Genomic DNA, 23,553 nt, shown 5'->3' with positions numbered 1-23,553 from the left:
CGTTAAACGTCGTCCTCCAGGTGAGCAACGGCAGTATCGACGAATATCGGCTCAACAAACTTCTTCATAAGATCACTGTCGGACAGATCGTACTTCTCCTTCATGGCGACGAAGAGTTGGGCAGCCTCATCCTCGAAGGAGACCGCTTGCAAATTCCGCGTCTTGAGTTCATCAGCCGACGACGCCATATCGTCATCAACCAGCACCTCAAGATCGAACTCCCGCATCTCGGTCCGGAGGTCTAGTTCCTCGGTTTCTGTCTCTTCCTCCTCCTCTGTACTGTCATCAACTGGCTCGGGGACAGTGTCATCCTCGAACTCGAGGTCGTCACCGTTGAGCATTCCCTCCTCAAAGTCGCTTTCTTCTATCTTCTCAGTCTCGTTGTGAGCGTAGTTCTTCTCGAGATTTGTGAGGAGTCGGTTCTCGTCCCATCCCTCCTGTGCCCCCTTCTTAGCCTCATTCCGGATCTCGTTCAGACCGACACCCTCCATATCAGAGATCTCATTGGCAACGAATTTGCTCTGTCCTATTGGGACAACACGGCTGCCCTCATCACCACCCCGTTCCAGGTAGTCGATCGTCTCATCGATCACTTGTACTGCATCGGCATCGGGGTAGTTCCCGGACGCCTTACCCCCGAGAGCATCACGGAGCGGGTACTTGTCACGGAGCGGGTTCTGCCAGACGGAAATCGTCTTCTGAGCTACCCCGACCTTGTCCGCCATCGCCGTCTGCGACATCCGTCGCTCATCGGTTATCCGTTCACCCGGCGGAAGCAGCCATGGCCCACAGAACTTCGCAACTGCCCGTGCCTTCTGCTCCTTATCGCTCTCTTTCCGATGCTCGTTCGCCGTGATCATCCGCATCGTCTTCTCGGCCTCCCGTTCCGACTCCGAGAGATCCTCCCCGTCTTCGAGGATGAAGCAGGCGACGGTGTCTGCCTCGTTCTCGGTCAGGGCACGGTACCGACGATCCCCGTCGACGAGTTCGTAGCCAGTCCCGTTCTCGGCGACCTCGAGCGGCTTGTTCGGTTCGGTCCCGACGGACTGTCGGAAGGCTTCCCACTCGGGGAGTTCGTCGTCGTTGGTTGTCTCCGTCTCCTCGTTCTCGTAGGGATGGAGCTTCTCGCTGCGTTCTGGGGGCTCGATCTGGTCAAGCGGGACTGCTGCGTTGAATCTCATTGTTCCTCCATGTACTGCTGGAATTCGTCGCTGTTCTGGACGGCAAACTCGATGCAGTGGCCGATGATCCGGTGCTTCGGGACTTTCGTACTCGCCTTGATGTGCGAGAGTTGGTCATAGGCCGACTCGTCGACCGTCACGCGGTCAGGCTGCTTTGAGACTGTCATTATTCTAACACTTACCTACGGTTACGGGTACGTACCGGGGGCACTTAGTTCCCCCTATTAACTAACAGGTCAGAATAGTGGTGAATATCTGGGACGGGAAAGCGATACCCAGCGTATCGTCTCCATATACGGCATATATAGAGACCAGTATAATCAAACGGTAGACAACAGGTCATATACTCGACTACGGCTATACCCCGTCGAAGCCGCCCCGGGTAGAGGCCCTCATCAGCTCGATTTCACGGGTGCTGACCGGGGACTTTCAGGTACTGTAGACTCGATCGAGTCCAGGCACTCGGTTACGAGGAACGAATCGGCCGTGGGATAGACCCAGCCGTCGTCCCGCTCGAGGATTCCGTAGTCCACGAGCAGCGGGACGTGGCTCTCAGGGATTTCCTCGTCGACGCCTTTGCCATTGATCGCGAGCGCAAGATCGGATACAGCCGTACACCCATTCCGGTTCACGTAGCGGAGGACTTTCTGCCGTGTCGGATCCGAGAGTACGTAGCAGGCCAGTGCGGAATTCATAGGAGTAATACACTTCTCAGTCACTATAAATCGATTTCAAGGACCTCATAGTCGGAAATACGGTCAAACCGCAGGCTCATCCTCGTCGGGTCGAGTTCCCGGAGGGTCAACTCCTCGACCGAGAACGGCTCGCCGTAATGGGGCGAGACGAAGACGAACGTCCCCGTGGTCGCCTCTCCGACTGCGTGGAGTTGCCAGATCATTTCGAACGTACCGTCCGGACGGTCTTCCCAGAGGAGCGGCCACTTCTCGCTCGACTCTCCGGTCAAATCCTCAATCGGGATCCCGTACTCGGAACCGATCTGTTCCCAGTTACCGCCCGAACTCGACTTCCCCTTGATGAGCGTTATCGACTCAAATTCCGTATGCCGATTCTTACATAGTTCTTCGATCCCACCAATCAAATTATTTGACATTACTCGGGCTTCCTACTTGGCCCTCGCTGATAAAATGGTAGCCCGGTAACCAAGTAGAGCAGTCAGAGGTCGACGTACTGGGACTCCCACTTACGACGGGCCTCGAGTTCACGAGTCCCACGGCTCGTTATCGTGTAGACGTTAGTCCGCCGGTCTTTCTCTCCCTTCTCGACGAGACCCTTGTCTACGAGTGTGTCAAGGTTCGGATAGAGCCGTCCATGGTGGATTTCTTTCTCGTAGTAGTTCTCGAGTTCCTCCTTGATCGCCAGTCCGTGTGGTTCCTCCTGTCCCGCGATCACGTAGAGCAAGTCGCGTTGGAAGCCAGTGAGATCGTACATAGTATCTGAATCTTGGAGTAGTCGTATAAGAATTGTTTTACGAGGTGACCGTTGCTGAGATGGTGCCGATCAGCGAACCCTATGGGTTACGCTCAATCAGCAAGTCAATACGGATATCTTGGGTATCGTCTTCGGTATTGTTTCCACTGTCATCTTCACTACTGTTTTCACCAATCGTAACAGTCTCTACATCAACCGTAGTGGTAGGAACCAAGTTGATCGCATATTGACCATCGGAGTCTGCTGTTTGTTCAGTTTCAATACTCGACCCTGTCTCACTAAAGAGTTCATTCTCGTCCGAGTCAGTGATCGTGAGTTGGAAATCGTTTCCACTCTCTTCTTCTGCCTCAACCGCTATGGTGTCTCCCTCACTGACTTCCACCGGTTCGACGTAAGTCGGTTCTACAACTTCATCTCGGATGGTCTCACTTGTAGACTCGTTTCCATTATCTGAATTGGGCTCATCTTCGGAGTCGTCATCAGATCCCCCGGAACAACCCGCAAGCACTGTCGTCAATACCCCGCCCGTTCCGATCAAAAGGTTACGTCGATTCACACGCCCCTGTTCTTTCATGCTAACAAAAATCTGATGGTATCTATTAGTTTCAGTTCTGATGTTACGGGTGAAAATGCGACCTTGGTGCGTGTTATCAGACTATACTCGACGAATAATCTGGGTGAAAATCGGCAGAGAAGCCAGCCAATACCGGGTGAAAATCGGCAAATGGGATTCTAATAGCCGGGTGAAAATACCGGGCGGGGGCGGGTGAAAATGTGTGAACGCACGCAGACCACGGGTGAAAATAGAGTCGAATAGCGCACACGGCGGCTGAAAATCGTCTCAGTAGAAGTCACGCGCCCGCGCAACAAGAACCAACACCGGGTAAAAATAGCTAGAGGCCGAAGTCCTCGAGCGAGGTTTGTTCGACTTCGAAGGCCTCGCGTGCCTCCTCGACCGTGATGTCTTCTTGGGACTCGGTGAAGTCTTCCTGGGACTCCGTCGTCTGGGTGTCTGTTTCGTCTACTGGTTCGGTCTCGTACGAGTCCGGTTGTGTCGCTGCCCGGTCCCGACCATATCGGCAGGCACCGGCGACGGACGGCTGGTAACTCTCCTGGATCGCCTTCGCCGTTTCTGGTTGGATCGGCGGATCGTCTTGTTGGCTCATCGACTTCACGAGGTCGACGTCGTTCCGGAGTGCCTCCTTCAGGATCCGCTTCGTCTCTGGGCTACTCACCCGCGACCAATCCTGGACGCGATCGTAGCCCTGCAACCACTCCCCGCTATCCGTGCGTTGGCACTGGGCCTTGGTCAGGTCGCTCACGTGGACCTCGTTACCATCGACCTCACAGTAGAGGTCATCGTCCCGTTCACGGCACTCAATATCATCAGCCATTACTCACGCTACCGCCGTCTGCGATTTAGTGTTTATTCCAGACGAAGGCCCTCGAATTTACGTTTATAAGCACGGAGCTTCTATGATATGCGAACCATCCAGAATGACAGAATTTCCACATTGGATGCATCCACGAACCGCAGGCGATTGGATCGACGACCCCGACGATATCGAGGTCGACATCAAGGCAGAGTACGAAGACAGCAATAGACGAGGGGCGACCTACGAGAACTTGGCGGAGACCCTCTCGCACGTCGCCGCCGTGAGCCGCCCGGACTTCCTCGACGAGTGGGACCGGGTTATCGCCGTTACCAACGGCTACACGCCACGGGATGACGCTCAGTGGAAGTCAGACGCCGACTTCGACGCCGCAGAAGCGTTCGACTACTGCTACCGGTACGTTACCCGGCAGGGAGCTATCTACCTGTCACACGTCGTCGCGGCGCAGGGAGAGAACGAGCGTGGCGACTTCGACCGGCGACCGTGGTCACCGCGGTGGGACGGACGCGACCCGTACCAGAACCCGGTGGAGCTGTTCACGGACATCATGTCGGGGGACCAGATGCCACCGACGCCGTTCATGCCGATTGGAGAGGGCCAGAACTACACGAGCCTCGACGACCTATACGAGGATTTAGTCAGCTGCGACAAGCTTGCGCTACGCGACCACGAGGGAGACTGGTACGTCACGCCGCGCACGGCGTGGATCGACCCGAAGCGCGAAGAGGACGACGACGTCCCCCTGCTGCCCGACCGTTAGGCCGCTTCGACGATTTCTTCTTCCGGCTTCACGACGTCGCCCGGTTCAGACGCGACCCCTTGGCTGTGTCTATAGATTTGGTAGTGAGCGTCTCCCGCATGGAACACGGCCCCGTAGGTCAAGTCGTCATGGAGGTCAGACACACGACCATCACCGTCCTCACCGGGCCGGAGTTCATAGCCGATCAACTCACCGGATTGGTCAACGACCTCACGGTAGGGGAGGTGGTGGAACTTACTATACAGGTAGTCACCGGCGACCGAGTCGAACGGGAACGGATCCATTGTTGCGGGCGAGTGTAACGGGAACCGTCCATCGTCATCGAAGAGGGTCCCATCATCATTTCGCGTGTACTCCTTACATTGGCCGGCATCCTCCGTAAAGAGGATTAGACCACCGTTGTTCCAACGTGTCAGCCAGTGGTTGTCAACATGGTCATAGAACGCATACCACACATGGGTACTGTTCTTGACCATCCCATGGGCCGCTTCTAAATCCTCAACGTAGGTGCCGTCTGGCCGATAGACGGCCGCTGGTTTCCCTTCCGCGATTCGGGACTTTACACCTTCGACCAACTCCCGACCGGCTTCCTCGATAGGAAAGACAACCTCACTTTCGGGATACCACTCCTCATTAGCGTAGGTCTCGTGGAATCCTTTCTCGCGGATGTACTCACAGATAGCCGAGTCATCAGCCCTGGGAATATCCAGGTACACCGTTGGCGATTCTGGTATCATTCCATGTATTACTTGTGTGCATAACCACTTAACTTTTCTTACATTCATTTACCAGATAACACCAAGTATAGCCCATAATAGAACATACGCGTGACAGACTAGTCAGCCCAACAGACTTTACCCTCAGAAGGTACAAGAAACAGGTAATGCGGAAGTTCCACCTGCTGGCATTTGCGCTTATATTCACGGGTGGAATGGTAGCGTTCAATCCAGCGTTTGCTTTCAGTACACTTGCGGCAGACCGTGGCGTCGATGTCTCAGTCGCAGGGGAGAACAAGGGACTTATCGAACTTACCGAAGCGGAATACAATACAGTAGAGTCACAGGACACGTTTACGACCGTCGCGTCTGTCGAGAACAACCTCAAGAACGGAGCAGAGATTAACTATCGAATCACAACGAACAGCACGCTAACCGTTCAATTCGACGGACAAGAAGGAGAGACAGTCGAAGGCAGTACGACGGTTCTGTCTGGGGAGGGGCAAGATATTGGTCTCCGGTGCCCGAGCGGGAACGATCGGATAAATCAAGCGGGTCTAACCGTCGAGATTACCGCAACCTCAGACGATGTTTCGGTTCAGAACATTCAATTCCAACAAGGGCTCGACGTCGCCTGTTCACCCGGGAACTCGCCACCCGGAACAGGCCCGCCGGGAGGAACGCCACCCGGACAACAGTAGTCAGGCTTCACTCAAGACCCGGAGTACCTCGAAGAGGATAATCAGGAAGTTCAGATAGATACTCAACTCCTGCTTGGCGGGTCTTGGGACTTCTGTGCGCGTTCTACCTCCCACGCCGTAAATATCGAGAAGAAGACGATAATCCCAAACGAGATCGTCAGATCCAGCGCCGACGGGAGCTCGAAGAAGGCTCGAGCAATAACGATTCCCAGAATACCCCACAAGATCGTCAGAAAGGGGCCTCACTCAGCGAGGGTCTTGTAGTACGAGTTCCAGTTCATATCACAGACAACCTCACCCATCTCTTCGTTGACCGCCTCACAGAGACTGTCCTCATTGAACTTAGCGACGTGGTGCGAACCGCCTTGGAGAACACTATCTGTTGGCATGACTTCTATCGCTCGCCACTCAAGCAGTTCGTGTAGGAGACTTTTGGTAGCCCCTCGTGGACGATACCCAGCCAAGTCTTCGTCTACGATGATTTCTTGGGGCTCTGTATCACCATCCGGATATTGCTCACCATCAACCTCTCTGGTTGGAGTAAACGCCCGAGTATACGCTGCTCTTTCTTCGGCAAGAAGACCAGACTCAAACGAGAATTCGTCTGGCACAGTCTCGTATTCGCCATGGTGTTCCTGGACAATCTTCTTGCCCACCTCGAATGCTTCCTCCATCCTTTCCTGATCAAGAGTACAGCGGAGGACCCCATCTTCTGATTGATGACACTCAAGCCCTGCATTTTCCGTCATAGTATTGATAGTAAGTTTGCGCAGTTAGTCGTTTTGCATAACCGGACAAGACCAGTCGATCAAGACCGAGAAACAGCTACTGGTATGGAATAGGGGAGGAGTTTTTGGCACCGGTGAAGCGGGAACACGAGGCGAGGTCGCGCTCGGAAGGATTGGTTGAGCGCTGAGCCGCAGTGTATACTCCCCTCAAGGAGAGTTTATTCTCCTTGCTGATTCCCGTGTCCCTTTCGGGGCACGGTCCTTATCGACTCAGGCCGTACCGTGCGTCCGACGCCGTCTTGTCTCACGTTCGGGGCGACGCTGGGAGTTGCACCCTGCCGTTAGATCTTTGCTCCTCGCCGGGATGGTTTATCTCCAGTTATCAGCTCTCGGGTCAGAGTAACCCCGACTTCGGCCATGGCGGCTGCGTCCTTCGTTGGATGTCCCATGGCACGTGAAGTCGTCGGATACAGTGTTGGAACCGACCGAAGTCCTACTCCGGAAATCCTCGCGGATTCCCTCTGAGAGCCAGATCCACTCGATGGGACCTGGCGGCGTACTTACTATGTATAGGGGCTACGCGAATATATACCTTTTCGTTACAGTAATGGCTACGTGGTATAATGGAGCTAGGCGGCACAAGACGGCCACCTAGACCTGTTTCGGTCGGTTCCAAGGACGTAACAGGCCCCCTATTAGGGGTAGCTACTAGTACGGGGCAGGGCGACTTATTGCTATTGGTTACGGCGGTGTCCGGGACCGCTCGCCACCGCCCAGTTCAATATCCTTACAGACATCGAGGAAGCGCTCGAGGAGCGGGCAGGGGTCGTACTCGATCCGCTCATCGTCGTGCATGATGTAGCCGACGTCGGCTAATCGAGGGAGGTCCCTGTGGACCATTTGCGTATGCTCGACTTCCGATCTCGCGAGCTCTTGGATCTTGGCGCTGCCGTGGTCCTCGAGGTAGTAGAGGATGTACCGGCGTCGGTGACTCGACAGGACCGTGAGTACTGTGTCGATATCCGTCATACAGAACTAACCTAGCTAATCTAACATTAGTGCGTTTCGCCGCGATCATGGGTTTTGAGTTACAAATACGGGTATGGAGAAGTGCCCCTCCTGTGGAGAGGAACCGAAATACAATAGCGAAAACTGCTCACATTGCCAGTATACGTACCGCTATGACGATGTTGCGGATTACGACCCAGAAGATATCGTCTTTACTGTGACGTTCCGATGTAAGAATTGTCATCGGACGTTCAAACACGGCTTCGGAAAGGGAGACGAAGTCCGTCCGAAGGGGATTGGGAAACCCGGCTTCCACATCAACGAAGTAACCGGGAATCCGTACTTGGCTACAGTTGATGGCGACCGCTGCCGTCCCCAGTGCCCAACTTGCGAGAGCGACAGCTCACTTGCGGTACGGAAACGAACTCCTGTTCGCGAACGCTAACGGGCCGCCCGACACTCGCCACAGATATCGGCCTCATTGACCCGAATCTCTTTCCTCGTCCCACCAGACCACCCGCACTCCGCTGTATTCGACTCCGCATCCTGGCAGAGGTGGATAGCGCCAGTGTTCGAATTGTAGATCGCCTCGATCTTCTTCTCGCCACCCGAGATGACGCTACTCCCCGATCGAATCCGCGGGACCTCAGCACCACACTCGGGACAGACTCGCTTGAGTTTCACTTCGTGATGGCCTCGGGCGCTGCGGCCGTCACCGATATCGATCTGTTTGACCTTCCGCTTGTGGACCGGCTTCCGACAATTCGAGCAGCCCTCGTCCTGTTCTGGATCACGATTTGCCCTGGCAGCGTCCAGGTGCTGCATCATTGCGGAGATGTCACTGTCGGAAGTCGACATACGACAAATAGTTAGTCGAAGAGACCTATAGTTTTCTACGGAGACGATACTTCTAGGTATAGCCTTACAGATACCGTCTCGTTTTACCGCCGTTCTTCACACGGAGATACTTCGCGTACTCACAGAGCGAGTGTTCGACATCGCGGGCCGTGAGGTAGGGGAAGTCCTCCGGAAGGGACTCGTCTTGTTTGCTCTGGAGGTCCCGAAGCTTCGCCTCGTAATCGCTGATGTCGTCGCCGTAGATTTGCTCGAGCCCCTTCTCTGCGCCGGGACCGACGTTGACAAAGTCGTCCTCGTGAAAATCGAACCAGATGTAATTGAGGTCGGTAGCGATCTCGTAGACGAGGAACTCACCGAAGCCGGTTACGTCGCGAAGTGGCTGGTTCGCCTGCTCGAGTGTGTCGGCGTACATCGTCCCCTCACACAGCTCGTCGAATCGCGGCATGAGGTCGTCGCGGAGACCACCGTAGAACAGTTGCTCGAGCTTCCCGTTGTAATCGGTGGTGTTGTTCCCGCCGACCCGGTAGGCCGAGGAGAAGACCCGTTCCTCTCGGTCTTCTAACGTCGCGACGATCGCCACAAGGTCGGTATCGCGCCCGTCGATCAAGTCCTCGATCTCCCGATAGGAGTCAGGATGGTTGAGGAGCCGGTAGACGACCGTCCGAATGAACAGATCCTCCGCGACCTCTGTCTCATCGGTGAAGGCCGTCTGCGAGGGCGGGGCGACATGCTCGAGGTAGAACCGGGTTCCTCGGTCGTGGCGCCGATCGATGTTGCAGAAGTGGTACTGCTGTAGGATCTCGTCGGCCGTCCACGGCGGATTCTGGTTAGCGATCTCCTTCCGTCGACGGATCTGCTCTCGTTCGTCGACGTAATTGTAGAAGCCCGGTTCGGTATCGTCGATCTCGGGTCCATTGGATCCCGACCCGCCGAACGTATCTTGGCTGCTCATTCTTTCTCCTCACCGAAGTCGAGTTCTGATCCGTCGAGCATTCCCTCCTCGATACCGTCGGGCACTTCGATCTCGTCGGTCGATTCGTCGGCGAAGTCGTCGAGCATATCCTGGTCAGGGTGACTTGGCTCGTTATGCATGAGCGATCTTTCTAAGCGTCTTGTGGTGGAGGTGTTCGGCGTACTGTTCGTCGATATCGCGGAGCGCGTCCTTCAGTCGGTCCTCGTCGAGATTGTCTTGGCCGACGACGCTGGTGGCGAGGTCGGTGTAGCCGTGATCGACGAGTCGTTCGATCAGCTGTGCTTTGTCATGATCGTCCAGCAGCGGGACGATTTCGGTTTCTTGCGCCATGGTATAATTGAAACGTGGATGGTTTCGTCTGTTATTTGCTACGGCTATACCCCGTGATTTTACCCCTACCCAAAGAGTTCTCCGAGGCCTTCTTCGGTAGTCTCAGGCTCCGTATCAGAGCCGTTGGGAACTTCCTCATCGGGAAGCTCAGCGATGTAGTCATCGTGTACGCGCCAGACCGTGGAACCGGGGTGAACGCTCTCCGTCGACTCGACATCGTCGTGCAGGAGCGCGACCCGCTCGGGTTCGAATAGACTCCCCATTTCGGTGACTTCGATATTCTGGACGGTCGGGTCCTCGCCTAATCGGAGCGAGAAGAACACGTAGCCAGTCGACTCGTGAGTACGAGCAAGACCGAGGATCGATCCCTCGACAGTAGAGTCGGGGTGACCGATCGGCATAACCGGGACCGTCTCGTGGTCGGCGAAGGCGTAGACCTTGTACACGTTGGTCAGTTCTTCTCGCCGTGCGACGGCGATGAGCTGTGCGAGCAGTTTCGTGTAGTGCCACGCGGACATTGCACCCATGGGTACCCCCCGCTGGTTAAAAAGCAGAGTATAAACCGTGACACATTAGAACCATGGCAAAGGTTGTCGCAAAAGTCTAGTTTAGACCTATCTAAATATCTCTGATTCTCATATGTCGTTTCTCGATTTCTATTTTTCTCTCCCCTTCGTCCATTTCGTCCCGATCTTCCCAACCAGACTCAAGTGAACGAGCAAAATCTTCATCAAGGTCCCAAATGAGATCCCAGACTTCGTCTTTTGTCGTACCCTCATCGAGTAGTACCTTGGTTCGCCAGATAGTCGACTCCTCGTCTTCTAGCTCTTCCTCGATCAACTGAAGAAGGTACTCGACTTCTTGTATACTCATCTTTCTCATCATGGGCAGAATCGTGTTCTTCTGCATAACATTCCGGTATGTCCACCCGTTACTAATGAACGTCGGGGTTAGCCCATCCGGTCCAGCGCGTCACGACGGTCCTCTACCGGAGCGTTATCATATTTCATGGTCGTGAGTTCGCTCTTGTGACGGAGCTGGCTCTGCGCTGCCGCAAGCCCCTCTTCTCGAGCCATATACGTGCCAACTGAGTGACGGATCGCGTACCAACTCATCTGTCTATTCTCGGTCGGGATGCCTGCTATCTCACAGAGCCGATTGAGGACGTATTTCAGCGCACTCGAGCCGTACGGGTTTCCCTCGCGCGTGAGCCACAGTTCATCAGAATTCCTATACTTCGGGTATAGTCCTCGCTCATCAAGCCATTCGCCCAGCATACGGGCAGTGCGTTCCTGAATCGAGACGGTCCAGTTATCCCTGTTCTTGCTCGACTCTTCCTGTGGAATTCGGAGGAGGGAGTTCTCGACGTCGACCCACTGGACGGTGGCACGTTCGACTTCGATCGGTCGGAGACCCGCGTCCAATGAGGCCCAGACGAGGGACGGGATCTTGAAGCCGTTCGCGCGGGCGAAGTCGTCCTTCCCGACTGCGCGGATGGGCTTCTCGTAGCGTTGCGCGAGGTAGGCTTTCCACTCCCGGCGTTGCTCCGGGTCTAAGGACTTGTAGTGAGGCGTACTGCCGTACTCGAGAGCGGCTTCGCGGATCTGTGTCCGTTCCTCGCGCGTGAGGAAGTCGCGGGGTTGCGTCGACGTCCGACCGGAGAAGGACATGTCCGGGTCCCAGAGGTCATCGCCGTGCTGGTGGTGTCGCCACTTGAACAGCATCTTAATCGCCTTCTGGACGTTCGCCTTGTGCGTATCACTCGAGTCGCCGTAGGCGAGTTCCCGCATGTATTCGTCCGCGTGCTCGTGCGTGACCGTCGCGGTGTACCCGTCTTCTTGGTCCCAGACCCAGCGGTAGAAGATGTCCAGTCGGTTCGCACGCGCCCGGACAGTGTCGTAGGCGTATCCCTCGGCACGGTCCGGGTTCTTGCCGATATTGAGTGACCAGTCGATCAGTGACTCGCGGAGTGACCGGTAGTCGATCAACTCGCGTTCGGACAAGCGCTCCTCAGAGGACGGTGGAACGACAGGGATATCGAGGTTATTAGACATCGGCCTGAGAAGTGAGCAGAATCGCACGACTGCGTGGTTGTCGGGCAATACGGTGAATCACGGTGGCCTGAGCGGCGTACATACTTGCATCTCCAGAGAACCAGAAACCACCAGAAGGGATGGTGTTGGGATGCTCCGTCTGGGATTTGAACCCAGGTCATCGGCTCGAAAGGCCGAAATGATTGGCCGGACTACACCAACGGAGCGTTCACTGCGCTCGCGCACCGAGCCTCGACGGACTGCGTCCGTCTCACCAACGGGAGCGCGTCTCGCAACTCATTGTTGCCGAGGCCTAATGAAAAACGTTCCGTTCCGGGCCGGCAGTGCCACGATATCACGCACGTTGACTCATCAGGGTGCTAACAGCAGCCCGCTCGAGCGACCCGTTTCACCCGCAGGCGGTCGCTGCCGAATCCGCGAATCGGCCCTCGAACTGACCGGCTTCTCAACGCTTTTGATGCCCGGTGTCCATTCCACCGAGCATGAAATACGCCCGCTTTCGCGACCCGGCCGGTGCGGTCCGCCGCGGCGAGTACGAGAACGGCACTGTCCACTTCGGAACGGAAAGCTACGACCTCGAGAGCGACGAAATCGACGTGTTGCCGCCGACGGAGCCGTCGAAGATCGTCTGTATCGGGCGGAACTACGCCGACCACGCGGCGGAACTCGACTCCGAGGTTCCGGATCGACCCTTGCTCTTCCTGAAGCCGCCGAACGCGCTGGCGGCCCACGGCGATACCGTCACCCTGCCCGCGGGCAAGGAGCGGATCGACCACGAGGCCGAACTCGGCGTCGTCATCGGCGAACAGTGCCGCCACGTCGCCGAAGCCGACGCGATGGACGTCGTGGAGGGCTTTACCTGCGTCGACGACCTCTCGAACCGCGACGATCAACGACAGGAACAGAACTGGGTCCGCGGGAAGGCCTTCGACGGCGCGGCTCCGATCGGGCCAGTGCTGGCGACCCCCGACGAAGTCCCTGCGGACGCGTCCGTGCAAACCCGCGTCAACGGCGAGTTGAAGCAGGACGGCTCCCGCGAGCAACTCATCTTCCCGATTCCGGAACTGATCGCCGAGATCACGACCTACCTCACCTTGGAGCCCGGCGACGTGATCGCGACGGGCACGCCCGAGGGCGTCGGCCCGCTCTCGGACGGCGATACAGTCGAGATCGAGGTCGACGGCGTCGGTACCCTCGAGCATTCGGTCCGGATCCCCTGAACCGGCCGCGCCGGAGCCGACAATCGATCGACTAGCCCAGCGTCTATCTCCCTTGAGAGAAGCCTTTTCGGATCTCTCGCTCGTGTCTCCGGGCATGACCGTCCGATTCGACGCGGTGACCGTCGACTGGCTCGGCCACGCTACCGTTCGTCTCGAGGGACAGACGGGTGCGGTCGTCTACACCGATCCCGGCCCGGAACGGGTACTGGAGGGGCTCGAGCCACGGGACGGCGACCTGATTCTCGTCTCTCACGGCCACCACTACGATCCCGACGCGATCCGACGGGTCGCCCGGGACGACGCGCTGGTCGTCGTTCACGAGTCGGTCGACGCGAGCGAGAGCGACGGTGTCGACGAGCGGCCGGAAACCCTGCCGTTCGACGTCGAACGCGTCCGTGCCGACGAGTCGTTCGTCCTCGGCCCGCTGGATCTGTTCACGACGCCGGCGTACAACGACCCCGCTGGGCCACATACCGACGCCGACGGGACCGTTCCACATCCCGAGGGACGGGGCTGTGGCTTCGGCGTGACGATCGACGGGATCACGGCGTTCTGGCCCGGCGGCACCGACGCCCTCCCGCTCCACGAGTCGCTCGAGATCGACCTCCTGCTCCCGCCGATCGGCGGCGCGGTCACGATGGACCGCCACGAGGCCGCGTCGCTGGCGGGCGAGATCGATCCCGATCTGGTCCTGCCGGTCCACTACGACGCGGACGGGACGCTCGCGGCCGACGCCGAGGCGTTCGTCGTCGACGTGGCGACCCGCGGCGTCCCGGTCGTCCTCGACGAGTAGGTGCGCCGGCGGCCGTGCTTACACGCCCACTCGAGACCAGGCAAAGAGCGCGACTGCGGCCAGGGCCAGTACACCGAGTGCGAGCCACTGCCCGACTCCGGAGTCGGCGATCGGGGCGAAGAAGTCGACGAGCCCGGACCCCTGCAGGAGGCCGAGGCCGAGGAGGACCATGGCACCGATGGCGATCAGCCCGACCGTGATCCCCTCTTTCATCATCCACGCGGTCTCGTCGGCTTCCTGTGCGCCCGAGGTCGTCGGCTCGTCTATCGCGCCCTCGTCGGGGTCACTGTGCAACGGCCGTTCGTCGTTTTTGTCGTCCGCCATGTCACCGTTCTAGACGGTGAGTGGCCACGCAGACGGGAACCGGTTGTACCTGCAGTCACAGGGCGCGCTACGAGTGTTGGTCCTGTCGGCGTCGAAGGCCCTCGAGACGCAGGCCTAGAGGACGCCCATCTCGCCGAGTCGTTCGGGCAGATAGGTGTCCGTCACGAAGTCCAGGCCACGAGCGGCCAGCGACTGCTGTTCGGACTTCTTCCCGAGGTCGAGCTGGAGTTCGATCTGTTCCTCCCAGTAGTCGGTCTGGAACCGCGGGTCCTCGAGTTCGCTCTCGAGGGCGTTGATATCCGAATCCGACAGCGGGTCGGAGGGCAGATCGTACTCGACGATGTCGGCGGGCTGGATACCGATGAAGTCCGCCTCGGGGGTCGCGAGATACTCCGAGAGGTGGGCGGACTTGATCGAGCCGTAGGCCACCGAGCCGTAGATGCGGTACGACCACGGGTCGCCGTCGGTAAAGACCGTAACCGGCAGGTCGAGTTCGTCGTGGAGTCGCTTGGTGATCCGGCGGGTCGCGCGGGCGGGCTGGCCCTTCAGGTGGACGATCAGCGCGTTGAACTCCTCATCGAAGCCGTTCTCGACGAGCCGGTCGCGCATCCCGCCGGTCTCGACCGCGAGGATGAAGTCGGCGTCGGAGCCCAGAAACTCGATCGTGTCCGGGTTGTTCGGGATCTGGTAGCCGCCCTCGCCGACGTCTTCCTGACAGTGGATCTCGCGTTCGCCGCGGCGGGTCTGTTCGCGCAGGTGCAACGGCCCCATGATCGTCGCGCCCGACTCCTCGGGGCGCATGTGGAAGTCCTCACGGGTGACCCCCGAGACGATCTCGAGGTCCTCGACGAGGTTGTTCGACTCGTCCTGGCTCGAGAACTGGGCCTCCTCGTTGTCCCAGCTCTCCGAGAGGTAGTAGAGTTCACGCAGGGTCGAGGAGCGGTCCTCCTCGAGCTGGTCGGCGAGGAACTCGATCGTGTAGACCGCCTTCAGGAGCTTCCGAGCGCCCTGGACCGAGTTGGCCGATCGGGTCGACTCGCGGTCGCCGTAGACCCAGACGTCTTTGTCCTCGTCGTACTCGATGTTGTTCTTCGTCCGCGTCGGCACGGACATGTGGGGGATCTCGCCCAGTTCGAACTGGTCGTAAAACTGCGCGGCGAGATCGATCAACTGCTCTCTGGCTTCCTGGGTATCGTCTGCGCTCATTGGTTTACGGTCAGTTTCTCGCTTTCGACGCCTTTGACGTCCAGATCGAAGGTCGCGTCGTCCGGTACCTCGTACTCGAGGGCCGCTTCGTCGTCACTCGGGACCTCGGGTTCCCACTTGACGAACCACTCGCCGTCCATCTCGACGACGGTCGCGCCGTCCGAGAGGGCGGTCGGCTCCGCCGAGACGATGTCGGTGATCTCGAGCGATTCGTTCGTTCCCGAGTTGTTCTCGACGACGACCGAGACGGCCCGTCCGTCGCCGTTTGCCTCGACGTTGCGCTCGACGAGGACGTTGTTCATGATGCGAGCGATCGCGTCGTCGATGTCGGGTTCGTCGCGGTCGGTGACCTCGGCGACCTTCTCGGCCATCTCCGGGAGGATCTTCCCGAGGACGTTCTGTTTCTTCCGGCGCTGTTGCATCGAGCGCCGTTTGTTGAGGTAGCTCTTGAGATCGCGAGCGGCCTCACGGATGGCGAGTTCGATCTCGTCTTCGATCTCGGGGACGTTCGCGACGGCGTCTTTCGACTCGCTGGTGAAGGGGACGTTCGTCGAGGCGACGTGGACCATGATCACGACCGGGCCGTTGGGCAGGCCGGAGCCGCCGGGCTGATCTAACCCGTAGTTGCGCCAGCCGATCGACTTCACTACGTCCGTCGTGGCACAGGCCCCGCGCTGGTAGACCAGCGGGACGCGGTTGGCAAAGCGCATGACCTCGCCGGTGCCCTCCGCGGGGAGGTCGCCGCCGTAGGCGATCCCGGCCTCGACGATGAACGGATCGCCGCCGGAGACGCCCGCGTCACGGGTCGCCGAAGCGTAGAAGTCCGCGTCGAACTCCTTCTCGAGCCCCGCAGTGATGAGGTCCTCGGAGATCGGCGAGAGACACCGCGTCGGCGGTGCCATGATGTCGGTCGCCCGCATCGCGTCGACGAGGTCGCTGGTGGCGTCGCGGTCGCCGTTCAGCTCCCGCACGAGCGGCGGGTCGTCGGGCACGGTGGCCATCACGTCCCAGATTGCGTCGGTGACGTTCTCGCGGGCCGTCTCGCCGAAGGAGACGTCGTCGTACTCCTCGGTGAGATCGGCCGCGCGGTCGACGAACTCCCGAAGTCGCGTCCGCGTGAGCCGGTGGCGGACGTTCCCCTCGTCGTCGCCGGCCGCGAGTTCGTCCCCGAACGCGGCCCCGAGCCGGTCGGCGAAGGCGTGGATGGTCTCGTCGTCCTTGCGGGTACTCGTCGCCTCGTCCGCGAGGTCGTAGAGGTCGGCAACCAGTCGCGACTCGTCGTCAGCGCCACCGTCGTCCACCGACTCGGTTTCGACGGCGTCGATCAGCTCGAGCCAGACAGCTTCGACGGCGTTTTCCCGGACGGTGTCGCCGAACGTCGTTCCGTGGTCGTCTTCGACAGCTTCGGCGGCGGACTCGACCGTCTCGAGCAGTTCGTGGTAGGCGATGCGGTCGTAGTCGTCGACCCCGTCGGCGATGGACTGGGCGAACGCGGCCGTCGCCTCGGCACCTTTGTTCGCAGTGGCGTCTTCGACTGCGGCGTGGAGGTCGACGTTCTCGTGACTCGCGGGCGGTCGCCAGCGCATCTCGCGGCCGTAGTGACGATCGCGGAACTCGTCGATGATCGAGTCGGCAGTCTTCTTGCCGACGCGGGTGAACTCCTCCTGAACGAACCCGGAGACGGTCTGGGAGTCCGTGGCCGCGAGCATCTTCATCACGGTGCCGAGTTCGACGCCGTGGGGGTGGGGCCGGATCTCCTCGGTCTCCGCGGGGAGCTGGTCGGTCGCGCGTTCGAACTTGAAGTGTTCCTGCGGTTCGCGCAGCTCGAGGCGGGCGTGGGGGTTGACGACCGCCGTGTGCTTGATGTAGTCGTGGAGCTGCTGGCGGGCGCGCATGTTGGCTTCCATCTCGAGTTCGATGCGCGTGCCGTGGGGGCGGTCCCACGTGGTCGTCTCCTCGACGCTGATCTCGGGCTCGTTGTCGTCGGTATCGATGATGAGTTCGAAGTATTCGGCCTCCTCGGAGCCCTGCGTGCGGCTGGTGATCTTCGCGGGCTTGCCGCTGGTCAGTTGCGAGTAGAGGACGGCCGCGGAGATCCCGATCCCCTGCTGGCCGCGGGATTGTTCGCGTGCGTGAAAGCGAGAGCCGTAGAGCAGTTTCCCGAAGACTTTCGGGAGCGATTCCTTGGTCAGCCCCGGCCCGTTGTCCTCGACGATCAGGCGGTAGTAGTCGCCGGCCTCCTCGATCTCGACGTAGATATCCGGGAGAATTCCCGACTCCTCGGCGGCGTCTAAGGCGTTGTCGACGGCCTCCTTGACGGCCGTGACGAGGCCTCGAGCGCCGCTGTCGAAGCCGAGCATGTGCTTGTTCTTCTCGAAGAACTCGGCGATGGAGATCGACTGCTGGCTCTCGGCCAGCTCCTCGGCGATCCCCGGCTCGTCACCGAGTGTCGACTGGAACGACGTCATCGTCTCCCTGTACTAACGGGGAGGCTAAAAGGTGTGTGCTACCGGAGTGAAAGTGAATCCCCCGCGCGTTTCGTCTCGGTTCGATCCGCGGATACCGCCCGCTAACGGAACGAAACCGGCGTTCAGAAGGTAATAATCTCGTAATCGTCGTCGACCAGCGAGCGGATGCTCGAGTGACCCTCGTTGTCGTCTACCGTGACGACGCCGGCGTCGTTGACGGCGTCCTCGACGCCGAACGCGCCCGCACAGTAGTCACAGGCCGCTGCCTCGTCGCTGACCGACCGGTAGAGGTCGTGGTAGTCGTGGTCTGCGTCTTCCAGTTCGGGAATCCACTGCGTACCGGCTCCATCGAAGATGAGTTCCAGGTCGTCCTCGGGATTCTCGGCGAACTCCCGGGCCGCCTCGAGGCCGTTGACGAGCCGCCCGAGGTCGCTGTGGGAGTCGGTCCCTGCCAGAATTACGATTGCTGCGTTCGTCATTACGGAGGACGGTAGGCCAGTGGCCTATAAAAGGGAACGGCGGTCGCGTGCCGTGGACGCAGACCCGTCACGCTGACGAGGGTCAGCCGGGGCGAGGGGTTACGACACCGGGACGGACTGCGATAGAACGGTATCGTCCCGCCGGAGTCGGCCTCGGGCGGTCCCTGCCTTGTTGAAATCCTCGGTAGCGGCTCGGAGTGGCGTGCTGAATACAGCGGACGGATTCGAAACGACGGGAGCGTCACTCGGTCCACCTGATCTCGTACTCGAGTTCGTACCGTTGTTCTCCCGTTTCCGAATCAGTGAGTCGTTCGAGTTCGGTTTCAAATCGGGCGTGTTCCGGAATGGTGACGTCTCTCGAATCCGTTTCGCTCTTCAACTCGACGGGGCCGGATTCGATCTGTTCGGCCGCATCGCGTAGCGCCGCCGCGATTTCGGTTCTCGTCCGCTGGTCCTCGAGTTTGAACAGTTGCTCTTCGGGCATCGATTTTCCTCACGTTCCGGATTCCAATATAGGTGTGGCCCGCTCTCAAACCGCTCAGTGATCGACGGCGTCACCGCGGCCGGAATCGAACGGCAGGCGGTCGATCACGCCGTGTCCGCGTCCGGCGTCCCCTAGAGCGGCTCGACGCGAAATACGTACTCCGCGTAACTCCCATCGAGATTCGCGGGACTCTCCTCGGTGGCGTGCTCTTGACAGAGAACGGCCTCCGCCTCGACGGCACCGTGTCCGGTCTCCTCCTGATATCGTTCGAGGGCGACAAACGTCGCCCGCTCGGTGCAGCCACGGCGGTGACACTCGGGAGGCGAGTCCAAAGAGTCGTCGTCGCGTCGGTCCTCGTCGTCCGCTTGCCGCTCTCGTCCGCGTTCCGTGTCTGCCATCCCGACATCGTAGGGAAGCAAGCGGGATAATACTGTGGTCGTTCCCGATCTCGGTACCGCCTACGCGCTCCGTAAGTGGCTACTAGAGATCGGTATCGTAGCGGCGTACCCGCGTGGCAACTCCCGAGTGCGCGGGGAGTTACTGACAGAACAACAATAGATGTCCGTCTTACCGATCGTGGCTGTGGTCGTGTCCGTGGTCGTGCCCGCCCCGCGTGAACTGCCCCGAAAAGGCCCGCTGGACGACCTCCGAGAGCGCGGGGTGGATGTGGACCGACTGGCGGATGTCCTGGACCGTCCCGGAGCCGGCCGTCATCGCGACGACGACCTCCTGGATCAGGTTCGAGGCATCCGGCCCGACGATGTGACAGCCGAGGATCTCGCCCTCGAGGTCGATGATCGGCTTGACGAACCCCTCGGCTTTCATCGCCGACCCGCGGGCGGTCTCCTCGTAGCGGTAGGTGCGCGTGGCGTATTCCCGATCCGTCTCCCGCACTTCTTGTTCGGTCAGTCCGACGCCGGCGACCTCCGGCGAGCCGAAGACGGCGAAGGGCATCGCCGAGTAGTCGACCGGCTCGAGGGCCTCGCCGAACAGGTTCCGCGCGACGGTCCGCGCCTCGTGGTTCGCGTTGTGTTTCAGCAGGTATTCACCGACGATATCGCCCAGCGCCCAGACGCCGTCGGCGGTCGTCCGCAGATACTCGTCGGTTTCGACGAAGCCGGCGGCATCGGTCTCGATCCCGGCGGCCTCGACGTTCAGCGTGTCGGTGTTGGGGACGCGACCGGCGGCGACGAGCAGTTCGTCGCCGGTGACCGAGACCGTCTCGCCCGGCCCGGTCGTCTCCGCGTCCGCGTCGCCGTCCGACTCGGAGAACGGCCGTGCCTCGACCGTGATCGACTCCCCCGACTGCATTGCCGCAGTGGCCTCGTAGCCCGTGTAGACGTCGAACCGGTCGGCGTAGCGCTCGGTGAACTCGGCGGCGACCTCGTCGTCGGCGTCGGGAAGCAGGTGCGGCCGGCGGCCGACGATCGACACGTCGCTGCCGAAGGTACCGAAGAACTGCCCCAGTTCGGCGGCGATGTAGCCGCCGCCGACGATCACGAGGTGGTCCGGCGGCGACTCGAGTTGGAGCGCCTCGCGGCTGGTGAGGTAGTCGACGGAGTCGATCCCGTCGATCGGCGGGACCGCCGGGCGGGTCCCGGCCGCTACGAGGACGGTCTCGGCGGTGAGGCGCTCGCCGTCGTGGTCGCCGCCGGCGAGTTCGAGCGTCCGCTCGTCGACGAACCGGCCCTCCGCCTTGTACAGGTCGTGGCGGTCCGACGAGGAGAGGCCGCGCTCGAGCGAGTCGGAGCTGCCGTGGACGTCCGCGGTGACTTCGCGGACGATCTCGGCGACGTCGACGTCCTCGACGGTCGCGTCGATGTGGAACTCGTCGGCCCGCTCGATCGTCTCCAGCACGTCGGCGTGATACAGCAACTGCTTCGAGGGGATACAGCCGCGGTTCAGACAGGTCCCGCCGAGCCGTCCCTTCTCGACGATTGCGACCGATTGGCCCTGATTCACCGCCGCGTTCGCCACGTCCAGTCCCGATCCCGAACCGATGACCAGAAAGTCGTACTCTTCCATACGTGGGGGACGGCCCCTGACCCAATGAATATCGGGCCGTGTTTCCGCCCGATTCGGTCGGAACCCGTTCCGGTGGTGTCGGAAAATGACTGTGGGCTACCCCTGCGTTACTCCTCGATCGGCGGCCACTCCCAGGCGTCCGCCTCGACCACACCGAGGAGTCGCCGTCGCCGGTCGGTCTGATCGGCCAGCGCCTCGGCGAAGGCCTCGTCAGAGACTGTCGGGACGTCGTCCTCGCGCAGGCGCTCGAGGTCCGGCGCTCGCGGGACCGACGGCGCGGGGTCGATGAACGAGTCGTCTAAGGTCTCGAGGTAGCTCTGTGCGCTCGAGCGGCCGTTCTCGACGATCGCGGGGTCGAGCCCCTGTCCCTCGGGCATCGCGTACCGGGACAGCATGAGCGCCTCGTCGAGGATCGGGACGGCGACGGCCGAGGCCCGAGAGGCCTGCTCGCTGTGGTAGTAGTGGAGGATCGGGTAGGACTTGTGCTGTTCGGCGAGGGTACTCAGGTCCGCCGCGAGCGACTCGACGGTCAGCTCGAGCCCGCGGAAGTCCTCGCCGTTCCAGCCGGTTCGGAGGAACGCCTCGCTGCGCTCGCCCAACCCCGTCACGGTGCTGGCGAAGGAGCGTTTGTCGGCGACGGCACCGAGGACGGTCAGCACGTAGGAGACGCCGAGCGTGACGAAGGCCATGCCGGAGGCCGTCGTGAACGCGCTGGCGACCTCCCAGACGTTGCCGCCGTAAACGGGCGTGTAGTCGCCGTTTCCGTCCGTGAACATCGTGTAGGCGACGTAGTAGAACCGACCCCACCAGTCGGCGGGGCCGCCGGTCCGGCTGTCGACGACGGCGAGGGGCTCGCTCGCGAAGATGATCGTCCAGCCGACCCAGATCAGCCCGATCCACGTCGCGAGCGTGAGCATCAGAATGAGGGGGCCGGCGAGGCTGAGCGCGCGGTTGCGGTCCCCCGTCACGGCGCGCAGCCCCTTCCAGACCCCCGTCGTGAGTCGGCCCGACACGGGGCCGGAGCCACCGTCGACCCACAGCGTCGTCCAGACGATGTCGACGATGCCGGTGACGAGGATGACGATCCCGACGGCGAGATAGACCGGGTTCATTCGACGACCGCCCGCTGCTCGAGGGCCTCGGCCAGCACCTGTGCGATCTCCGCGTTGGTCTCGGGGCTGTAGTGGCCGCCCTCGCCGCGCTCGACGTACAGCGACTCGACGTCGCCGTCATCGGGCGAGAGGTGGATCGCCATGTCGATCGTCGTCAGGTCATCGTAGCGCTCGTCGAGTCGCTCGAGCAGGTCGCCGTAGATCGGGCCGTGTTCGGCCTCGTAGGTGGCGTACCGGAGCTGTTGGACCATCACGAACGTCGGCTCGAAGTCCCGCTTGTCCGCGTAGTCGACGAACTCCGCGATGAGCGCGTCGAAGAGGGCCTCGTGGGTGTCGAACAGTCGCTCGTGGTACCGCACGCGGGGCCGCTCCAGGCGGAGCGCCGACTGTGTCTGGGCCAGATCGAAGTCGATTCCCGGGATCGAGCGGCCGAGCCGCCGCTCGAGGTCCTTGCCGGCCGTGTACGCCGCGTAGCGGACGTGTTCGTTCTTCGCGAGGAAGTCAGCGGTGTAAGGACGGGTCGCGAAATGGGGCTCGAACCAGTGGTCGTAGTGGAAGTCGTACTCTCGGAGGAAATCCGCCTTGGACTCGAGATCGAGCAGCTCCTCCTTCTCGTCGACGGGGCTCTCGATCCGCTCTAATTCGCCGTCTTCCAGCACGTACCGGGGCTTGACCGCTAAGATATTGCCGAACTCCTGATAGTGTTTCCAGACCGAGAGGATGCGGGCGATCGAGGAGGCAGTGACGACCATGCAGACGTGGTCGGTCGGGTCCTCCGGATACTGCCGTTTGAGCCGCATCAGGGCCTGATCGAGACCGTAGTTGCCGCCGCCGTAGTTGGCGACGTGAGTGTCGAGTTCCTCGGCGAGGTAGTTCTGGAAGGTCTCGTCGTCGTCGACCTCGCGGCAGAAACAGTAGGAGTCACCGTAGGTCGAGACCGTCAGCTCGGCGTCGGAATCCCGCTCCTTGGCGGGACAGACCCGGCTCGCGTACTCGTCGGTCGAGTAAGTGACGACGGAACGGACCTCCTCGCCGGGGAGGTGGTCACCGGTGTCTTTCTGTTTCTCCCGGTTCGGCTGGGGACACCAGCCCAGTTCGGGGTCGAAGCTGCTGAACTTCCCCAGAAGCTCCCGATCGATCTCGGGGAACTCTTCGGTGGCGACCGAGGGGATCCGCTCGAGCGCTCGGTACGACACGACCTCGAGAACGACCGCGACGCCGACCACCGCGAGGGCGATCGCGACGAACGGAAGCATAGATATCGTACCGGAACGGGCGGTAAGTGGGTTG

29 protein-coding genes and 1 tRNA gene are annotated in these 23,553 nt (G+C 60.4%); 4 read left to right on the top strand and 26 right to left on the bottom strand.

The window, feature by feature from the left end:
* Positions 1 to 2: 2 nt before the first annotated feature.
* The 7 genes from NP511_RS17850 to NP511_RS17820 form a co-directional block, all read right to left on the bottom strand.
* Complete coding sequence (locus NP511_RS17850; protein ID WP_049966525.1) at positions 3 to 1,181, bottom strand: ParB N-terminal domain-containing protein; 1,179 nt, start codon at positions 1,179 to 1,181, stop codon at positions 3 to 5.
* Positions 1,178 to 1,348 carry a hypothetical protein gene (locus NP511_RS17845; RefSeq protein WP_158413758.1) on the bottom strand — a complete coding sequence of 57 codons (171 nt, stop codon included), beginning with the start codon at positions 1,346 to 1,348 and terminating at the stop codon, positions 1,178 to 1,180. Before NP511_RS17845 ends, NP511_RS17850 begins: the two co-directional genes overlap by 4 nt.
* A gap of 228 nt (positions 1,349 to 1,576) precedes the next feature.
* Positions 1,577 to 1,876, bottom strand: coding sequence for a helix-turn-helix domain-containing protein (locus NP511_RS17840; RefSeq protein ID WP_049966524.1), 300 nt, complete (start codon positions 1,874 to 1,876; stop codon positions 1,577 to 1,579).
* A 23-nt stretch (positions 1,877 to 1,899) separates the two neighbouring features.
* Complete coding sequence (locus tag NP511_RS17835) at positions 1,900 to 2,292, bottom strand: hypothetical protein (RefSeq protein ID WP_049966523.1); 393 nt, start codon at positions 2,290 to 2,292, stop codon at positions 1,900 to 1,902.
* A 62-nt stretch (positions 2,293 to 2,354) separates the two neighbouring features.
* Positions 2,355 to 2,630, bottom strand: a complete 276-nt coding sequence (locus tag NP511_RS17830) for a PadR family transcriptional regulator (protein ID WP_049966522.1) — start codon at positions 2,628 to 2,630, stop codon at positions 2,355 to 2,357.
* A gap of 79 nt (positions 2,631 to 2,709) precedes the next feature.
* Complete coding sequence (locus tag NP511_RS17825) at positions 2,710 to 3,204, bottom strand: hypothetical protein (RefSeq protein ID WP_136396903.1); 495 nt, start codon at positions 3,202 to 3,204, stop codon at positions 2,710 to 2,712.
* A gap of 319 nt (positions 3,205 to 3,523) precedes the next feature.
* Entirely contained in the window at positions 3,524 to 4,024 is a 501-nt protein-coding gene (locus tag NP511_RS17820) for a hypothetical protein (protein ID WP_049966521.1), read from the bottom strand.
* A gap of 82 nt (positions 4,025 to 4,106) precedes the next feature.
* Between NP511_RS17820 and NP511_RS17815 the strand changes: the two genes are divergently transcribed.
* Positions 4,107 to 4,784, top strand: a complete 678-nt coding sequence (locus NP511_RS17815) for a hypothetical protein (RefSeq protein ID WP_308986944.1) — start codon at positions 4,107 to 4,109, stop codon at positions 4,782 to 4,784.
* On the opposite strand, the gene NP511_RS17810 is transcribed toward NP511_RS17815, so the two are convergent.
* A complete protein-coding gene (locus tag NP511_RS17810) occupies positions 4,781 to 5,521 on the bottom strand; it encodes a hypothetical protein (RefSeq protein ID WP_136396902.1) in 741 nt (246 codons plus the stop codon). The two genes, NP511_RS17815 and NP511_RS17810, sit on opposite strands and share 4 nt — an antisense overlap.
* Positions 5,522 to 5,667: 146 nt before the next feature.
* Here NP511_RS17810 and NP511_RS17805 point away from each other — a divergent pair, with 146 nt between their 5' ends.
* Positions 5,668 to 6,201 (top strand): hypothetical protein, encoded by a 534-nt coding sequence (locus tag NP511_RS17805; RefSeq protein ID WP_136396901.1) that lies wholly within the window; start codon positions 5,668 to 5,670, stop codon positions 6,199 to 6,201.
* A 242-nt stretch (positions 6,202 to 6,443) separates the two neighbouring features.
* On the opposite strand, the gene NP511_RS17800 is transcribed toward NP511_RS17805, so the two are convergent.
* From NP511_RS17800 to NP511_RS17760, 9 genes are all read right to left on the bottom strand, one after another.
* The gene (locus NP511_RS17800) at positions 6,444 to 6,950 is read right to left on the bottom strand and encodes a hypothetical protein (RefSeq protein ID WP_049966518.1); all 507 of its coding nucleotides are present in this window, start codon (positions 6,948 to 6,950) and stop codon (positions 6,444 to 6,446) included.
* A gap of 720 nt (positions 6,951 to 7,670) precedes the next feature.
* On the bottom strand, positions 7,671 to 7,958 hold the full coding sequence (locus NP511_RS17795) for an HVO_A0114 family putative DNA-binding protein (protein WP_049966517.1): 288 nt from the start codon (positions 7,956 to 7,958) through the stop codon (positions 7,671 to 7,673).
* 420 nt (positions 7,959 to 8,378) lie between these two features.
* Positions 8,379 to 8,795 (bottom strand): hypothetical protein, encoded by a 417-nt coding sequence (locus tag NP511_RS17790; RefSeq protein ID WP_049966516.1) that lies wholly within the window; start codon positions 8,793 to 8,795, stop codon positions 8,379 to 8,381.
* Between the two features lie 64 nt (positions 8,796 to 8,859).
* Positions 8,860 to 9,747, bottom strand: coding sequence for a nucleotide kinase domain-containing protein (locus NP511_RS17785; RefSeq protein WP_049966515.1), 888 nt, complete (start codon positions 9,745 to 9,747; stop codon positions 8,860 to 8,862).
* Between the two features lie 132 nt (positions 9,748 to 9,879).
* Positions 9,880 to 10,098 (bottom strand): hypothetical protein, encoded by a 219-nt coding sequence (locus NP511_RS17780; RefSeq protein WP_049966514.1) that lies wholly within the window; start codon positions 10,096 to 10,098, stop codon positions 9,880 to 9,882.
* A 65-nt stretch (positions 10,099 to 10,163) separates the two neighbouring features.
* The gene (locus NP511_RS17775) at positions 10,164 to 10,616 is read right to left on the bottom strand and encodes a hypothetical protein (protein WP_308986943.1); all 453 of its coding nucleotides are present in this window, start codon (positions 10,614 to 10,616) and stop codon (positions 10,164 to 10,166) included.
* A gap of 100 nt (positions 10,617 to 10,716) precedes the next feature.
* The gene (locus NP511_RS17770; protein ID WP_049966512.1) at positions 10,717 to 11,007 is read right to left on the bottom strand and encodes a hypothetical protein; all 291 of its coding nucleotides are present in this window, start codon (positions 11,005 to 11,007) and stop codon (positions 10,717 to 10,719) included.
* Positions 11,008 to 11,048: 41 nt separating this feature from the next.
* A complete protein-coding gene (locus NP511_RS17765) occupies positions 11,049 to 12,152 on the bottom strand; it encodes a tyrosine-type recombinase/integrase (protein WP_049966511.1) in 1,104 nt (367 codons plus the stop codon).
* A gap of 131 nt (positions 12,153 to 12,283) precedes the next feature.
* Positions 12,284 to 12,358, bottom strand: a tRNA-Glu gene (locus NP511_RS17760).
* Between the two features lie 276 nt (positions 12,359 to 12,634).
* On the opposite strand from NP511_RS17760, the gene NP511_RS17755 reads away from it, so the two are divergent.
* Positions 12,635 to 13,372 carry a fumarylacetoacetate hydrolase family protein gene (locus tag NP511_RS17755; protein ID WP_049966510.1) on the top strand — a complete coding sequence of 246 codons (738 nt, stop codon included), beginning with the start codon at positions 12,635 to 12,637 and terminating at the stop codon, positions 13,370 to 13,372.
* A gap of 94 nt (positions 13,373 to 13,466) precedes the next feature.
* The gene (locus NP511_RS17750; RefSeq protein WP_049966509.1) at positions 13,467 to 14,165 is read left to right on the top strand and encodes an MBL fold metallo-hydrolase; all 699 of its coding nucleotides are present in this window, start codon (positions 13,467 to 13,469) and stop codon (positions 14,163 to 14,165) included.
* 18 nt (positions 14,166 to 14,183) lie between these two features.
* Here NP511_RS17750 and NP511_RS17745 read toward each other — a convergent pair whose 3' ends face one another.
* The 9 genes from NP511_RS17745 to NP511_RS17705 form a co-directional block, all read right to left on the bottom strand.
* Positions 14,184 to 14,489 (bottom strand): hypothetical protein, encoded by a 306-nt coding sequence (locus tag NP511_RS17745; protein ID WP_006650568.1) that lies wholly within the window; start codon positions 14,487 to 14,489, stop codon positions 14,184 to 14,186.
* A gap of 114 nt (positions 14,490 to 14,603) precedes the next feature.
* Positions 14,604 to 15,695, bottom strand: coding sequence for a DNA topoisomerase IV subunit A (locus tag NP511_RS17740; protein ID WP_015298872.1), 1,092 nt, complete (start codon positions 15,693 to 15,695; stop codon positions 14,604 to 14,606).
* Positions 15,692 to 18,163, bottom strand: coding sequence for a DNA topoisomerase VI subunit B (locus NP511_RS17735; RefSeq protein WP_049966508.1), 2,472 nt, complete (start codon positions 18,161 to 18,163; stop codon positions 15,692 to 15,694). The genes NP511_RS17740 and NP511_RS17735 overlap by 4 nt, the downstream gene beginning before the upstream one ends.
* A 122-nt stretch (positions 18,164 to 18,285) precedes the next feature.
* Positions 18,286 to 18,642, bottom strand: coding sequence for a DsrE family protein (locus NP511_RS17730; RefSeq protein ID WP_049966507.1), 357 nt, complete (start codon positions 18,640 to 18,642; stop codon positions 18,286 to 18,288).
* Positions 18,643 to 18,883: 241 nt separating this feature from the next.
* Positions 18,884 to 19,126: an amphi-Trp domain-containing protein gene (locus NP511_RS17725; protein WP_006650564.1), complete on the bottom strand. Its 243-nt coding sequence runs from the start codon at positions 19,124 to 19,126 to the stop codon at positions 18,884 to 18,886.
* Between the two features lie 131 nt (positions 19,127 to 19,257).
* Positions 19,258 to 19,524, bottom strand: coding sequence for a hypothetical protein (locus NP511_RS17720; protein WP_006650563.1), 267 nt, complete (start codon positions 19,522 to 19,524; stop codon positions 19,258 to 19,260).
* A gap of 169 nt (positions 19,525 to 19,693) precedes the next feature.
* Positions 19,694 to 21,151 carry a dihydrolipoyl dehydrogenase gene (locus NP511_RS17715; RefSeq protein ID WP_049966506.1) on the bottom strand — a complete coding sequence of 486 codons (1,458 nt, stop codon included), beginning with the start codon at positions 21,149 to 21,151 and terminating at the stop codon, positions 19,694 to 19,696.
* Between the two features lie 107 nt (positions 21,152 to 21,258).
* Positions 21,259 to 22,263: a hypothetical protein gene (locus NP511_RS17710; RefSeq protein ID WP_049966505.1), complete on the bottom strand. Its 1,005-nt coding sequence runs from the start codon at positions 22,261 to 22,263 to the stop codon at positions 21,259 to 21,261.
* A complete protein-coding gene (locus tag NP511_RS17705) occupies positions 22,260 to 23,519 on the bottom strand; it encodes a hypothetical protein (RefSeq protein ID WP_049966504.1) in 1,260 nt (419 codons plus the stop codon). The genes NP511_RS17710 and NP511_RS17705 overlap by 4 nt, the downstream gene beginning before the upstream one ends.
* Between the last annotated feature and the right edge of the window lie 34 nt (positions 23,520 to 23,553).

Source organism: Natrinema thermotolerans (assembly GCF_031165565.1).
Classification (GTDB): Archaea; Halobacteriota; Halobacteria; order Halobacteriales; family Natrialbaceae; genus Natrinema; species Natrinema thermotolerans.
Note: the sequence above shows the minus strand (reverse complement) of the source record. Positions and strands in the feature narration are given on the sequence as shown.

Bases quoted from the DNA above. Each gene is read 5' to 3' on its own strand.
- NP511_RS17820 (WP_049966521.1), bottom strand. From the start codon at position 4,024: ATGGCTGATGATATTGAGTGCCGTGAACGGGACGATGACCTCTACTGT.
- NP511_RS17850 (WP_049966525.1), bottom strand. From the start codon at position 1,181: ATGAGATTCAACGCAGCAGTCCCGCTTGACCAGATCGAGCCCCCAGAA.
- NP511_RS17730 (WP_049966507.1), bottom strand. From the start codon at position 18,642: ATGACGAACGCAGCAATCGTAATTCTGGCAGGGACCGACTCCCACAGC.
- NP511_RS17785 (WP_049966515.1), bottom strand. From the start codon at position 9,747: ATGAGCAGCCAAGATACGTTCGGCGGGTCGGGATCCAATGGACCCGAG.
- NP511_RS17800 (WP_049966518.1), bottom strand. From the start codon at position 6,950: ATGACGGAAAATGCAGGGCTTGAGTGTCATCAATCAGAAGATGGGGTC.
- NP511_RS17810 (WP_136396902.1), bottom strand. From the start codon at position 5,521: ATGATACCAGAATCGCCAACGGTGTACCTGGATATTCCCAGGGCTGAT.
- NP511_RS17710 (WP_049966505.1), bottom strand. From the start codon at position 22,263: ATGAACCCGGTCTATCTCGCCGTCGGGATCGTCATCCTCGTCACCGGC.
- NP511_RS17795 (WP_049966517.1), bottom strand. From the start codon at position 7,958: ATGACGGATATCGACACAGTACTCACGGTCCTGTCGAGTCACCGACGC.
- NP511_RS17705 (WP_049966504.1), bottom strand. From the start codon at position 23,519: ATGCTTCCGTTCGTCGCGATCGCCCTCGCGGTGGTCGGCGTCGCGGTC.
- NP511_RS17735 (WP_049966508.1), bottom strand. From the start codon at position 18,163: ATGACGTCGTTCCAGTCGACACTCGGTGACGAGCCGGGGATCGCCGAG.
- NP511_RS17750 (WP_049966509.1), top strand. From the start codon at position 13,467: ATGACCGTCCGATTCGACGCGGTGACCGTCGACTGGCTCGGCCACGCT.
- NP511_RS17780 (WP_049966514.1), bottom strand. From the start codon at position 10,098: ATGGCGCAAGAAACCGAAATCGTCCCGCTGCTGGACGATCATGACAAA.
- NP511_RS17775 (WP_308986943.1), bottom strand. From the start codon at position 10,616: ATGTCCGCGTGGCACTACACGAAACTGCTCGCACAGCTCATCGCCGTC.
- NP511_RS17765 (WP_049966511.1), bottom strand. From the start codon at position 12,152: ATGTCTAATAACCTCGATATCCCTGTCGTTCCACCGTCCTCTGAGGAG.
- NP511_RS17790 (WP_049966516.1), bottom strand. From the start codon at position 8,795: ATGTCGACTTCCGACAGTGACATCTCCGCAATGATGCAGCACCTGGAC.
- NP511_RS17725 (WP_006650564.1), bottom strand. From the start codon at position 19,126: ATGCCCGAAGAGCAACTGTTCAAACTCGAGGACCAGCGGACGAGAACC.
- NP511_RS17845 (WP_158413758.1), bottom strand. From the start codon at position 1,348: ATGACAGTCTCAAAGCAGCCTGACCGCGTGACGGTCGACGAGTCGGCC.
- NP511_RS17720 (WP_006650563.1), bottom strand. From the start codon at position 19,524: ATGGCAGACACGGAACGCGGACGAGAGCGGCAAGCGGACGACGAGGAC.
- NP511_RS17815 (WP_308986944.1), top strand. From the start codon at position 4,107: ATGATATGCGAACCATCCAGAATGACAGAATTTCCACATTGGATGCAT.
- NP511_RS17840 (WP_049966524.1), bottom strand. From the start codon at position 1,876: ATGAATTCCGCACTGGCCTGCTACGTACTCTCGGATCCGACACGGCAG.
- NP511_RS17830 (WP_049966522.1), bottom strand. From the start codon at position 2,630: ATGTACGATCTCACTGGCTTCCAACGCGACTTGCTCTACGTGATCGCG.
- NP511_RS17805 (WP_136396901.1), top strand. From the start codon at position 5,668: ATGCGGAAGTTCCACCTGCTGGCATTTGCGCTTATATTCACGGGTGGA.
- NP511_RS17745 (WP_006650568.1), bottom strand. From the start codon at position 14,489: ATGGCGGACGACAAAAACGACGAACGGCCGTTGCACAGTGACCCCGAC.
- NP511_RS17715 (WP_049966506.1), bottom strand. From the start codon at position 21,151: ATGGAAGAGTACGACTTTCTGGTCATCGGTTCGGGATCGGGACTGGAC.
- NP511_RS17740 (WP_015298872.1), bottom strand. From the start codon at position 15,695: ATGAGCGCAGACGATACCCAGGAAGCCAGAGAGCAGTTGATCGATCTC.
- NP511_RS17755 (WP_049966510.1), top strand. From the start codon at position 12,635: ATGAAATACGCCCGCTTTCGCGACCCGGCCGGTGCGGTCCGCCGCGGC.
- NP511_RS17835 (WP_049966523.1), bottom strand. From the start codon at position 2,292: ATGTCAAATAATTTGATTGGTGGGATCGAAGAACTATGTAAGAATCGG.
- NP511_RS17770 (WP_049966512.1), bottom strand. From the start codon at position 11,007: ATGCAGAAGAACACGATTCTGCCCATGATGAGAAAGATGAGTATACAA.
- NP511_RS17825 (WP_136396903.1), bottom strand. From the start codon at position 3,204: ATGAAAGAACAGGGGCGTGTGAATCGACGTAACCTTTTGATCGGAACG.